This is a genomic window from Paraburkholderia fungorum (assembly GCF_046027605.1).
Lineage (GTDB): Bacteria > Pseudomonadota > Gammaproteobacteria > Burkholderiales > Burkholderiaceae > Paraburkholderia > Paraburkholderia fungorum_F.
Map to the genome: position 1 here is coordinate 142,597 of NZ_JAQQEF010000006.1, position 12,456 is coordinate 155,052.

Consider the following 12,456-nt stretch of genomic DNA (forward strand, 5'->3'; position numbering starts at 1 on the left):
TAGTGCTTCAACGGCGTATCGATTCGTGGAGGTTTTCGTTCAGGTAGATGTTGGCGACGAAATTGCGAATTGCTGTGTCGACAGCCACATCGCGCTATGCAAGCCGATGTTGGACTGCCTGGACGCATGCAAGGCCAATTTCGCCGCTGTCTGGAATACAGCGAGACAACAGCGAATATCAGGTTTCCTAAAGACACTGGCGACTCGAAAGAACAGGCGCGTTACGCTACCCGGTAACGCGGAGCAGGTGTGCCGGTTTGCGTAGCGGCGAATAGGGCGGCGCGAGCGGCATCGTACTTTTCCCACAGGCTTTCGTCTGCCACGGACGGCCAGGTGAGGCTCTCGCCCCGATCGAAGCCAACCAGCGCCGCGTCGACCATGTTCTCTGTGCTCATCACCGATTCCTCCCGCAGGGTAGACAGCGGTATGCCCGACTCGTCCCAGATCTCCGTAGCCGTCGTTGCCGGCAAAACTACCTGTAGCCTGACACCGGTGTTCTTCAGTTCGTCCTGGAGTCCCCGGCTGAATGTCAGCACATAGGCCTTGGTGCCGCTATAGACAGCGCTGGTTTCCCACGAGTGAACCGATAGCACCGACGCGACATTGATGATGTTGCCTTCGTTGCGGGCGAGGAGCCGAGGTAGCACCGCATGGGTCAGACGTGTCAGCGCCGTGACGTTGAGGTTCAGCTGTGCCATCGAGTCGCTCACCGGCGTTTTCGCCAGAGGGCCAAGGCGCGCGAGGCCGGCGTTGTTGACCAGAAGCGTCACGCTGGAATCGTTGGCCAGCACATCTTCGACCTTGGCAAGATCGGCTTCCTGCGCGAGGTCCGCCACGAGTACCTGGACCTTGACCCCGTAGGTTTCCGACAGCTTTTGCGACAGTGCCGAGAGGCGGTCCGCGCGCCGTGCCACCAGAATGAGATCGTAGCCGCGCGCAGCCAGCCGATCGGCATAGACGGCGCCGATGCCGGAAGAGGCACCGGTTACCAGGGCGGTGTTTTTGCTAGCAGTCATTGCGTTTCTCCAGATCATATAAGTTGAGTGCTCAATTGTTTAATTGAGGGCTCAAGTATATGGGTATATAGTGGGTACTTGTCAATGGTGTTGTACTCAACCATGCTTACGTTATGGGAAATAACGGTGATGAAATGAAGAAACGAAACGTATCGGCTTCCACACGCGATGAAGAGCCAAGCACCTACGAGGTCCTCGCATGTACCAATACCGCGCTGCGGCGCGCCGCACGCCGGTTGGGCAATCTGTACGACGATGCACTCGCGCCTTCGGGCCTGAAGGCAACCCAGGTGGGTCTGCTATCGGAAATCCAGCGGTGGGCAGCGGCCAATGATGGACAAGCGCCCACGCTGCAGGATCTGGCGGGAAAGCTTGCGATTCAGATTTCCGCCCTGACTCATGCGCTCAGACCTCTTGTGCGCGACGGCCTCGTCGAGTTGCAGCCTGACGAGCAGGACCGGCGTACCAAACGCGGGACACTCACAACCGTTGGCGAGGCGCGGCTTGGCGAGGCCATCGAACATTGGGCGATGGCGAATCAGCGGGTCGAATCGGTACTGGGCCCCGATTCAGCGGCCACGTTGCGCGCGCTCGCCGACCTGGTTGCCTCGGATGAATTTCTTGCGGCCTATAGCGGCCGTGAGGAGGAATAATTCACCGCGATCCGTTCGTCACGAGGACCGGTTTTTTCTGCGCGGCTTCCGCGAACATTTCAGTGAACTGGTCCAGCACGGTGAGCGTGTCGCGGCCGCCTCGCGTGATCCGATAGAACGAAAATTCGACTTCGGGCCGGATGACATCGATTCGGACCCGGTAGTGCTGGCAGATGTGTTCGCAAAACGACGGCATGATCGCGACGCCTAGCCCTTCGTGTGCCATGGCAATCGCGGTCTGCAAATGGCCCACCACGGTGCGCCGCCCGACGGTGATGTCTTCCTTCGAGAGTGAAGCCTCGATCAGCCGTTGCAGCGGATTGTCTTTGGGAAGCGTAATGAGCGGCAGGCCTTCGAGCGCGCTCCAGCGCACGCCGTCGCGCTGCGTCGGGCCCAATCCCGACGCCGCTTCGTCAGCGGACGAAACCGCCACGAGACGTGTCGGGAAGATCGGTACCCGTTCAATACCCGACAATTGCGAAAAGAAAATCCCGAACGCAGCATCCAGATCGCCTTCCTCGACCATTTTGAGCAATTCACTCGGCGGCCGGTCGACGAGTTCGATATGCGATTCCGGCTGGATCTGCGCGAAGCGCGCAAGGACCTGCGGCATCAGGCTCGCGGCAATCATCGGCGTGCAGCCGAGCAATAGGGAAGCCTGCTTTTGACGACCGAGTTCGTTGAGCTCGATCACCGATCGTTCGAGTGCCTCGACGATTTTCATCGCCGTCGGATAGAACATGCGGCCGGCTTCGGTCAGCGACACCGTACGCGTGGTCCGCTCCAGCAGACGGCACTGCAACTGGGTTTCAAGCTCGCGGATGATGGCGCTCAGCGCGGCTTGGCTCAAATGCATGCTTTGCGCGGTCTTGGTAAAGCTCGACGCGTTCGCCACGCCGAGAAACACCTTGAGTTGCTTGAGGGACAGGTTCATCTGCAACGATCCTTTATCTACCGGGCGCAATGAGCAGGCCGCGATTCTATCCCTTTTGGTTTGGCGCCCGCGACGGGGACAACACCTGGTTTCCGGCGCGGGCGAGCCACGAAAAGCGGTGCGCGCGGTCTCCCCGGGAGCCGGCGCGGCATTCAGCTTTCAATTACGACAGCGCAATCTCATGCAAACAAGTAGCGCCCTTCTTCGTCCCGGACGATAGCGCGTGTCGCGCCGACATCTTCGAGCCAGCGCACGATTTCCCGGCCGTCGCGCGTCTGGATAGCGGACATCAGTTCGGTAAAGCGCTTCGGCCCGTGTTCGAGAGCCGCTTCGAGCGATTCGAAGCGCGCGCCCTCGTAGGCCGGCGGCGACGGAACGCGGTGTTCGAGCGGACGCTGCGCGCCGGGCGGCAGCAGCGGCAGCGTCAAATCGAAGCCGGCCTTCGCCGTGACGGCCGCACCGGCGAGCGAAGGATCGAGCGGCATCGCGCGCATGCCGTTAAAGGTGACCAGATCGCGGTCGGCCTGGAAGCGCGTGGCGAGCGCCCAGTCCATCTGTTCGTCGGAGTAGATATCGATGTCCGGATCGACCACGAACACGTGCTTCACATTCGCGAGCGATGCGAAGACCGCGGCGATCGCATTGCGCGCTTCGCCTGGCACGCGCTGTTGCAACGCGATCCGCACGTTGAACATGCCGCCCGTTGCGGGGCTCGCATAGACGCTCTTGATTTCGCGCACGGCGGTTTCAAGCGCGCGCCAGACGGTGACTTCGGTGCGCAGCGCGGCGAGTTGCGCGGTATCCGTGCGAGCCATCGTGCGGCCGCCGATCGTGCAGGTCTGAAACACCGCATCGCGACGGTGCGTGATCGCCGTCAGATGAAACACGGGATTGGTTTTGATGCCGCCGTAATAGCCGAGGAATTCGCCGTACGGTCCTTCAGGTTCCGCGTGGCCGCGCTCGTCCAGATAGCCTTCGAGGATGAATTCGGCGTCGGCCGGCACGAGCAGGTCGCTGGTGATGCACTTGACGACGCCCATCGGCGCGCCGCGCAGCGCGGCGACGAGTTCGAGCTCGTCGGCCGGAATACGCATCGTCGCGCCGACGTGATCGATCGGGTGCGTACCCACTGCGAAGGCGATGGGCAGACGCTCGCCGCGTTTCGAGTGAGCGATCGAGATGGCACGCAGATCAGACGGCGCGACCAGATCGATGCCCGCGGTGCGGCGTCCACGCAGCATCAGACGGCGGATGCCGACGTTGGTCCAGCCCGTGTCTGGATCGACAGCGAAATCGATCGATGCAGAAATATAGGGCGCACCGTCCAGATCATGTTGCAAATGCACCGGCAAGCTCGTGAAATCGCAGTCGTCGCCCGTCAGCACGACTTGCTGAACCGGCGCTTCGGCCTGGCTCACTTCAACCAGCTTGCCTTTGTTGCGCAGCCGTTCACGCACCACTTCAAGCAGCTGCGCCGGTGTCGTATCGAATGCCTTCGAGAGGCGTGAGCGGCTGGCCGTGACGCTGCCGGCGAGCGCTATCGTGTTGCCCGAAGGTCGTGTGAACCAGACAGCCCGCGGGTTACCTTCCATGATCGCGGCGACGTCGGCGAGGTCGACCGGCTGGTCGTGACGTTCGAGTTCGGTGTCGTCGAGCGAGTCGAGGAAGCGGCGCAGCCGGAACTGTTCGAGGTCCGGCAATGCTGTGCCTTGTGCGGTCGACGGGATCGCTGTCTTGGGTCTCACTATCTTCTCCGTTTCTAGTAGTAGGTCGCGCGCGCCGGTGTGTTCAGAAGCGTATCGACACCGCTGTTGCCGCGAGCTGTGCGGCAACACCGCCGGCGCCGGTAACGTTCACTCCCGGCGCGAGGTGCAGCCGCCACGGCTCAGCACGCGGTGAGTGACGGTCTCGAGTGGCACACGGCGATCAGCGCGGACATTATGAAGGGGGTCTTGTCATGCTGCAGCAAGCAGCACACGCCGGCCAACGGCGTGCGCGCGATTTCATGCCAGTTTTAGCCAGCTTTCCAGCGCGGTAGCCAACGCCACCGGTACTTCGTACATCGCGTAATGTCCCGCGTTTTTAAGCGTTTCGACGCTCGCGTAAGGATACCAGGCGAGCCATGTGCGATCCATCAGGTCGGCGGTGATCGTCGGGTCGTGTTCGCCGATGAAAAGCCGCACGGGCGCCGGGTTGCCCGCAATCTCCGCGGAGAAATCGCTGCTTGCCCATTGTGGCAGATAAGCGGCGAACGCCTCGGGGCGCGACAGGCGCACGGATTCGCTCGCCAGATGTGCGCTCCAGCGGGCGCTCAGCCGGTTGCCGGTCGAGAAGTGAATGATCGCCGCGCGCTTGTCGGCATCGTCGATCGCGCTGGAAAAACCGCGCAGGCGGGCTTCGTCCATTCGCGAGCCGCATGCGGGCACGGGCGACACGCCGGCCATTTTCTCGATCCGCTCCGGCGCCGCCAGCAGCACGCGCTGCATGGCCATGCCACCCATCGAATGACCGATCAGGCTGAAGCGCTGCCAACCCAGATGATCGGCGAGCGCGAGCACGTCGCGGGCCACTTCGTCGAACGTAAATTCGCCGGCGAGATCGAACGAGCGGCCGTAGCCGCGATAGTCGAAGAAGACATACGTGAAGCTGTCAGGATCGAGCGACGTACTGAGCGCGGTCCAGTCGGCCGAGCTGCCGAACCAGCCGCTCAGCACGAGCGCCTTGCGCGGCCCGTGGCCGAATTGCACATAGCCGTTCACGGTCGTGTTGCCGGTCGTCATGCGGACACTCCTTCGGTTCGCGGGGACGTACCGGAACGCTCGAACGTGAGTGCGGCGGCGATGCGGCCACGGCATTCGCCGAAGCCAATCGACACGGCGCCCGGGCGGTTTGCACGGGCACGCAGAATGATCTCGTCGCCATCTTCGAGCGCGGTCCGCGTTTCGCCGTTGGGTAGCGTAAGCGGATCTTTGCCGGCATTGCTCAGTTCGGTGAGGCAGGCGCGCGATTCGTCGCTGGCGCCGGAGATCGTGCCACTGCCGAGCAGATCGCCGGTGCGCAGATTGCAGCCGTTGCTGGTGTGGTGCGCGACCATCTGCGCGAAGGTCCAGTACAGATTGTCCAGATGCGTACGTGTGATTCGTACGGCTTCAGCACCTTCAGTACGCAGCTTCGCGGTCGACAAATGCGCTTCCAGTTCGAGATGCAGACCGCCACTTTCCTGATCATGCACGCCATGCAGATGCGGCATGATCGCCGGATCGCCAGGCGCGCGGGGCGCCGCCGTCTTGCGAAACGGGGCGAGCGCCTCTTCGGTCACGATCCACGGCGAGAGGCTCGAATGAAAACTCTTGCCGAGGAACGGACCGAGTACCTGCTCGAACCATTGAATGCTCTTTGCCGACCAGTCGTTCAACAGGCAATAGCCGAAGATATGATTGCGCGCTGCGTCGATCGGAATCGGCTGCGTTAGTGTGTTGCCTCGGCCAATCAGGCCCGCCAGTTCCAGTTCGAAGTCGAGCATCGGCGCGGGCCCGAATCGCACGTTGCCATCGGCGTCGCGATACTGGCCGTGCGGTCGGCGGATTTCGCCACCACTCACGCAGATCGACGACGCGCGGCCGTGATAGGCGATCGGCAGCGACTTGAACGCCGCCGGCAACGGGTCGGCCAGGCCTTTGTAGCGGCCGTGCCGTTCGGTGTGGTGCAGCGAGGTCAGGAAGTCCGTGTAATCGCCGATTGCACACGGCAGCGTGAGCGTAACGTCGGCAATTCGCGGCAGCAACGCGTCGATTCGTTCTTCAAGCCACGCTCGTTGCGGTGCGTTGCTGCGCAATAAATCCGACAACGCATGACGCAGCGCGCTGATATAGCGGCTGTCGAGCGCCATCAATTCGTTCAGCGAGCCGTCGCAGGCGGCGGCGCAGGCAATCGCCGCGTCGCCGTCGAGCAGCGCGGCTTCGTGCAAGACCCGCAGATCGACGACGCGCTCGCCGATCGCCACACCCATGTGCGTTTCTCCGGCGCGCCTGAAGGCGCCGAACGGCAGGTTCTGCACCGGAAAGTCCGCACCGGGCAGATTGGCGGACTCGACCCAGCTGCGCCGCGCGGGATCGTGCGTGAGATTCAGGGCGCTCATGCGGGGCGTGTCTCCGGTTCGGCTGCCTGTCGTTCCGCAGTCCAGGCGTCGAGCGCCGGACGCGCCTGCAATTTATAGCCCGCGAGCTCTTCCGCCGGCGCGACCGGCACCGTCAGTTCGAGGCGGATGCCGTTCGGGTCGAAGAAATAGATGGAATTCACGAAGTGGTGATCGGTCACGCCGAGAACCTCGACGCCATGAGCGGCGAGCCGCTGCTTCATGGTTTCGAGTTCGTCGAGTGAGGCGAGCCGCAAGGCGAGGTGATTCACCCACGGCGGCGTATTTGGTGACGGCAGCGCCGCGGTGTTGTCGCCGAGATCGAAAAATGCAATGTTCGAGCCGTCGGCCATTTCGAAGAACAGATGCACATACGGGCAATATTCGCCCGTGCTCGGCACACGGTCCAGACGAATCACATGAACCAGCGGAAGCCCGAGCAGGTCCTCGTAGAAGTGGCGTGTTTCCTCGGCATCGCGGCAGCGCCACGCGAAATGGTGCAGACCGAGCACAGCGGGTATTGGAGTGTTGGATGCGGACACAGGTGTCTCCTTGTCGTGTAACAAGCGGTCAGACTTCGACCGTGTCGACGTTGTATTCGAACAGCCAGTTATAGCGTTCTTTCACGCGCGCTTCGTTCCACTCGGTGTCGACATAAGCTGCCGCGCCTTCTGCATGTGCGAGCGCCGGGTTGTGAAAACGGGTGGTGTTGGCGGCCGAGCCGCGCACCACGCGCGCAGTGCGATCGAGGCGCAACGCTTCGTAACGCTCGAGTGCCCGCGGCAGATCGCCGGCATAACGTTCGAGGCAGCGTGCAATCAGGTAGCCGTCTTCAATGGCCATCCCCGCGCCCTGGGCGAGGAACGGCAGCGTCGGATGACACGCGTCGCCGAGCAGGGTCACGCCCTTGGAGCTCCAGCGCGGCATCGGCTCGCGGACCATCAAGGCCCATTTGTAGGGAATGTCGATCGCGGAAATCAGCGCGCGCACGTCCTCGTGCCAGCCCTCGAAATCGTTCAGACATTCTTCGAGCGTGCCGCGCTCAGACCAGGACTCGACTTCCCAGCCGGTGCGTTCGATCGCGCCGACGAAATTGATCAGCTTGTTGTCGCGCAGCGGATAGTGAATCACGTGCGCGCCGGGGCCGACCCAGTTTGTGCCATGCGGCGAGCGCAGGTGCTCGGGGAGCGCGGCTGCATCGATCACGCCACGCCACGCCATCACGCCTGAAAACACCGGCTCGTCCGGGCCGAACAAGCCACGGCGAACCCGCGAGTGAACGCCGTCGGCGCCGATCAGCAGATCGCACTCGTAGACTTCGCCGCTCACGGTTTGCACTTTGACGATGTCGCCGACCTGCTCGAAACTTTCCACCTTCTGATTGAGGCGGATCGCCTGCGGCTTCAACGCGCGCACGACGTCGGCGAGCACCTGATGCAGGTCCGCGCGATGCAGCGTGAAATAGGGGTAACCGTACGTTTCGCGCGATTGCGCGCCGAGGTCGAAGAGACGCCAGGTCTGGCCGGTGTTCCAGAGCCGCACACACTTGCCGGGCGGCTCGCAGGCGAGGCCCTCGAGCGTGTTGCCGGCGCCGATCTGATATAGCACGCGTGTTGCGTTTGGACTCAGCTGAACCCCGGCGCCGATCTCCTTGAGCGCCTGCGCCTGCTCGAGAACGGTGACATCGAAGCCCTTCTTCAGTAAGGCGGCGGCAGCCGTCAACCCGCCAATACCGGCACCTGCAATAACTATCTTCATTCGACGATTGGACCTTTTTCGTAATGGGCACCTGCTTTATCGAGATTATTTATCAATCAATCGATAAAACTTGTTGGTAATAAACCCCGGGAAATCGGTAACCACTTTAATTCAATGCCTCACACTAAAGAAGCAAAAGAATCCGAATGAATCATTAACCAATTTTGATAATTAAACGGGCCTGGTAAAAACCCGCGCAATGAGCGCGGTCAGGGGCGCTCGCGGGTGCTTATGGCGGGTGCTATTGCAGTCACTGATTGCCGTCGCTTACATCCCCCAACGCTGCACCGTCGACGTTTCGAGGCCGAACAGATCGAGCACGCGTCCGAGCGTGTGATCGACCATGTCGCTGATCGAATCGGGGTTCGCGTAGAACGCCGGCACCGGCGGATAGATGATCGCGCCGGCTTCGGTCACGCTCGTCATGCTGCGCAGATGGCCGAGGTGCAGCGGCGTCTCGCGCACCATCAGCACGAGGCGACGGCGCTCCTTCAAGGTCACGTCGGCAGCGCGGGAAAGCAGGCTGCTGGTCACGCCCGTGGCCACTTCCGACAGCGTTTTGATCGAGCAGGGCGCGACGATCATGCCGAGTACCGGGAACGATCCGCTGGAAATCGCGGCGCCGATATCGGCGTGCGCATAGCAGACGGTCGCCATGGCGCGGATGTCGGCGACGGTGTAATCGGACTCGTGCGCGAGCGTGACCTGGGCCGAACGGCTCATCACCAGATGCGTCTCGATTTCCAGCTGACGCAGCAGCTGCAACAGCCGGACACCATAGATGACGCCCGACGCGCCGCTGATTCCGACCACGATACGCCGCGGTGGCATTGCTCTGACTTGCATGTCGTTTCTCCGTGGTGCGGGAATAGGGATTCGTATAACGCGACGGATGTTAGCACGCTGATTCGAGAGAATTGAAGCCGCGCGGGGCATTTAAAGCGGTGCCCTGGTAATTACACTGATCGATAATCGGCTTTTTTCGATTTGTTCGATTGATTGATAAATATTTCACGATTCAAAATCGCAAACGACTTCGCTACACTCTGCGCAACATGTGAAAACCGCTCTACCCGGAACACGAAACAACGCGTGTCGCCGCAGGCCGGCCACCCATGTCGTTCAGCCGGCGCCCGATCGAGGCAGCCGGCAACAAAAAAAACATTGGAGACAACCGTTGAACAAGAAAAGCCTGTTGCTTGGCAGCTGCGCGGCTGCGCTGAGTTGCCCTGCGTTCGCGCAGTCGTCGGTCACGCTGTACGGCAGCATCGACGTCGGCCTCGACTTCGTGTCGAACTCACACGGCGCGCATGTGTATCAGGAATCCGCCGGCAAGCGCACGCCGGACCGATTCGGTTTTCTCATCACGGAGGATATCGGCGGCGGCAACAAGGTGTTCGCGCGGCTGGAGTCCGGCTTCCTGACCAACACGGGCGCCCAGATCAATCCGACCAGCTTCTTCAATCGCGACGCTTACGTGGGCGTCTCGAATGACCGCTTCGGCTCCCTGAGCCTCGGCCACATTCCGGACTACGTGTACGAGTACGTCGGCGGCCTGAACAATTCGGTGCCGGGGATCTCGTCGTTCTACACGGTCGGCAACTTCGACGGCCTTGCGAACACGCATGCACTCGACAATTCGCTGAAGTACGAAACGATCGACTACCACGGCTTCCAGGCCGGCTTCATGAACAGCTTTGGCGGACAGGCCGGCGATTTCAGCGCCGGGCGCCAGTACAGTCTCGGTGGGCGTTACCAGAACGGCCTCGTGAAGCTGGGTGCCGCGTACACCATGTCGCACGACCGCACGGCGGACATCTTCGGCACGTTCGGACTCACGTCGCTGCTCGGCCAGACGCTGCGGCAGGGCACGATGTTCAACGCGCAACGCTACAGCACGATCGCGTTAGGCGGTTCGGTCACGCTCGGCAGTTTCATCCCACACGCGACCTTTACCGACGTCAAGTTCGAAAACGCCCAGGGTTCCGCGTCTGAACGCAATTATCAGGCCGGCGTGAATATCGATCTGAGCGGCGGCGCGCGCCTCTATGTGCTCGGCGTTTCGTACAACCGCTCGCTTTTCGAAGGGCTAACCTACAACCAGTACAACCTGTTCCTCACCCACTACCTGTCCAAGCGCACGCAGATCTACGGAGGCGTGGCGCTGCAGCGCGCGTCGGGACCGAATGCAAAGGCTGAGCAATTCGGTTATCTGCCGTCGAGTTCCAGCGCGCAGACAGTGGGCCGGATCGGCATCAATCAAATGTTCTAAAGCGTCCAGACGGAGGAGGCGACATGGCGTGAGAGCGACGCGGGAAGCGCGGATGAAGATAGGGCGCAGCCGTCGTGGCAGGCTGCGTGGCACGCGCATTTATTCACTTTTTTCTATCTCTTCATCGCGATTTTTTGATTCTGTTGCGCACGGGTACCCCGTATATTGAGGCAGCCCGGCGACGCCACCGTGAAAAGAACAAGGCAGATACGTGTATCTCTCGCCGCGTATCCGTCGGACGAGGCAACTAGGACGCACATGCAAGCAGATCGGACTTTCAATATTGCAGCCCTCATAGAAGAACAAAAGACAGGACGATTCGCCGTCGGCCTGCTGTTCTGGTGTTTCCTGATCATGCTGATGGACGGCTACGATCAAACCGCCGTGTCGTTTGCCGCGCCGGCCATCATCAAGGAATGGCATGTGGCGCGTGGCGGGTTTGGTGCCGTTTTCGGGGCCGGCCTGTTCGGCACGCTGATCGGTTCGTTCATCTTCGGCTACCTGGGCGACCGCCTTGGCCGGAAGAAGGCGATCATCATCGGGAGTCTCTTTTTCGGGGTGTTGACGCTCGTTTCGGTGTGGGCCACCTCGCTGCGCGATCTGATGCTGCTGCGTTTTCTCGCCGGGCTAGGCATGGGCGGTGTCATTCCGAACTCGGTCGCGCTGGTGGCGGAATATGCGCCGCGGCGCCTGCGTGCCACATGGGTCACGCTGATGTTCTCGGGCTTTTCGATCGGTGCGGGCTCGGGCGGTCTGGTTTCATCGGCGCTGATTCATCGCTATGGCTGGCCGGTGATGTTCGTGGTCGGTGGAGCGGGATCGTTGATTGTCGCGCTGCTGCTGATCTTCATGTTGCCCGAGTCGGCCAAGCTGCTGGTGGTGCAGCGTCGCAGCGTCGAAACGGTGCGCCGGCTGGTGGCGCGTCTGCGCCCCGAGTTGACGCTTCCCGCCGATGCGCAGTTCGTGCCCGGCGAGGTGCAGGAAAAGAAGCGCTTCGTGCTCAAGCTGATTTTCTCCGACGGCTTGCGTGCCATCACGCCGCTCTTGTGGGTCGTCTTCATCGTCAACTCGATGGCGCTGTACTTTCTGCAGAACTGGTTGCCGATTCTCATGGAAGGCGTGGGCATCAATCCGCAAAGTGCGGGCCTGATCACCACGATGTTCTCCGTCGGCGGGGTATTGGGCGGTCTGATTCTGTGCCGCTTTGTCGATCGTCATGGCGTGCTCGCGATCATCTCGCTGCCCGCCGTCGGTTGCCCGGTCGTCGCGCTGCTCGGTCTCGGCATGTCCGAGGGCTGGCTGATGCTCGCCGTGTTCGCCACGGGCTTCTGCGTGGTCGGCGCGCAATACGGGTTATACGCGGTCGCGGGCATGATTTACCCGACCTCATTTCGCTCCGCCGGTGTGGGCAGTGCGATATCGGTGGGCAAGATCGGCTCCGTTTCCGGCCCGCTGATCGGCGGGCTGCTGCTGTCCATGCATCTGCCCATCGCGCAACTGTTCTACGCGGCCTCGGCGCTGTTTCTGATCGCCGCCGTCTTTTCGACCGTGCTTGCACTGCTGTACCGCGTCCGCTTCGGGGCGCAACACGCGAACGACGCCGCTGCGAGCCTGCGGTATCCGGCCACGCTCAAGCATGCGGCTGCGGGTCGTGAGGACGTGCCCGAATGAAGAATGGACGACGGACC

General features: G+C 61.8%; 11 protein-coding genes. 3 read left to right on the forward strand and 8 right to left on the reverse strand.

Annotated features, from left to right (window positions below):
- Positions 1–221: 221 nt before the first annotated feature.
- On the reverse strand, positions 222–1,016 hold the full coding sequence (locus PQR53_RS12790) for an SDR family NAD(P)-dependent oxidoreductase (RefSeq protein WP_408453886.1): 795 nt from the start codon (positions 1,014–1,016) through the stop codon (positions 222–224).
- Positions 1,017–1,150: 134 nt separating this feature from the next.
- Between PQR53_RS12790 and PQR53_RS12795 the strand changes: the two genes are divergently transcribed.
- Positions 1,151–1,669 (forward strand): MarR family winged helix-turn-helix transcriptional regulator, encoded by a 519-nt coding sequence (locus tag PQR53_RS12795; protein ID WP_408453889.1) that lies wholly within the window; start codon positions 1,151–1,153, stop codon positions 1,667–1,669.
- Between the two features lies 1 nt (position 1,670).
- Here PQR53_RS12795 and PQR53_RS12800 read toward each other — a convergent pair whose 3' ends face one another.
- The 7 genes from PQR53_RS12800 to PQR53_RS12830 form a co-directional block, all read right to left on the reverse strand.
- Positions 1,671–2,603: a LysR family transcriptional regulator gene (locus tag PQR53_RS12800; RefSeq protein WP_408453892.1), complete on the reverse strand. Its 933-nt coding sequence runs from the start codon at positions 2,601–2,603 to the stop codon at positions 1,671–1,673.
- 179 nt (positions 2,604–2,782) lie between these two features.
- A complete protein-coding gene (locus tag PQR53_RS12805; protein ID WP_408453895.1) occupies positions 2,783–4,348 on the reverse strand; it encodes a UbiD family decarboxylase in 1,566 nt (521 codons plus the stop codon).
- 258 nt (positions 4,349–4,606) lie between these two features.
- Entirely contained in the window at positions 4,607–5,383 is a 777-nt protein-coding gene (locus PQR53_RS12810; protein ID WP_408453898.1) for an alpha/beta fold hydrolase, read from the reverse strand.
- Complete coding sequence (gene fahA, locus PQR53_RS12815) at positions 5,380–6,741, reverse strand: fumarylacetoacetase (protein ID WP_408453901.1); 1,362 nt, start codon at positions 6,739–6,741, stop codon at positions 5,380–5,382. The genes PQR53_RS12810 and fahA overlap by 4 nt, the downstream gene beginning before the upstream one ends.
- Complete coding sequence (locus PQR53_RS12820; RefSeq protein ID WP_408453904.1) at positions 6,738–7,280, reverse strand: VOC family protein; 543 nt, start codon at positions 7,278–7,280, stop codon at positions 6,738–6,740. The genes fahA and PQR53_RS12820 overlap by 4 nt, the downstream gene beginning before the upstream one ends.
- A gap of 28 nt (positions 7,281–7,308) precedes the next feature.
- A complete protein-coding gene (locus tag PQR53_RS12825) occupies positions 7,309–8,496 on the reverse strand; it encodes an FAD-dependent monooxygenase (protein ID WP_408453907.1) in 1,188 nt (395 codons plus the stop codon).
- A 267-nt stretch (positions 8,497–8,763) separates the two neighbouring features.
- On the reverse strand, positions 8,764–9,342 hold the full coding sequence (locus PQR53_RS12830) for a UbiX family flavin prenyltransferase (protein ID WP_408453909.1): 579 nt from the start codon (positions 9,340–9,342) through the stop codon (positions 8,764–8,766).
- Between the two features lie 331 nt (positions 9,343–9,673).
- Here PQR53_RS12830 and PQR53_RS12835 point away from each other — a divergent pair, with 331 nt between their 5' ends.
- Entirely contained in the window at positions 9,674–10,768 is a 1,095-nt protein-coding gene (locus tag PQR53_RS12835; protein WP_408453912.1) for a porin, read from the forward strand.
- Between the two features lie 258 nt (positions 10,769–11,026).
- A complete protein-coding gene (locus tag PQR53_RS12840; RefSeq protein ID WP_408453915.1) occupies positions 11,027–12,439 on the forward strand; it encodes an MFS transporter in 1,413 nt (470 codons plus the stop codon).
- Positions 12,440–12,456: the final 17 nt, after the last annotated feature.

Excerpts from the sequence above, each read along its gene's own strand:
- PQR53_RS12790 (WP_408453886.1), bottom strand. The coding sequence starts at position 1,016 with ATGACTGCTAGCAAAAACACCGCCCTGGTAACCGGTGCCTCTTCCGGC.
- PQR53_RS12795 (WP_408453889.1), top strand. The coding sequence starts at position 1,151 with ATGAAGAAACGAAACGTATCGGCTTCCACACGCGATGAAGAGCCAAGC.
- PQR53_RS12800 (WP_408453892.1), bottom strand. The coding sequence starts at position 2,603 with ATGAACCTGTCCCTCAAGCAACTCAAGGTGTTTCTCGGCGTGGCGAAC.
- PQR53_RS12810 (WP_408453898.1), bottom strand. The coding sequence starts at position 5,383 with ATGACGACCGGCAACACGACCGTGAACGGCTATGTGCAATTCGGCCAC.
- fahA (WP_408453901.1), bottom strand. The coding sequence starts at position 6,741 with ATGAGCGCCCTGAATCTCACGCACGATCCCGCGCGGCGCAGCTGGGTC.
- PQR53_RS12825 (WP_408453907.1), bottom strand. The coding sequence starts at position 8,496 with ATGAAGATAGTTATTGCAGGTGCCGGTATTGGCGGGTTGACGGCTGCC.
- PQR53_RS12830 (WP_408453909.1), bottom strand. The coding sequence starts at position 9,342 with ATGCAAGTCAGAGCAATGCCACCGCGGCGTATCGTGGTCGGAATCAGC.
- PQR53_RS12840 (WP_408453915.1), top strand. The coding sequence starts at position 11,027 with ATGCAAGCAGATCGGACTTTCAATATTGCAGCCCTCATAGAAGAACAA.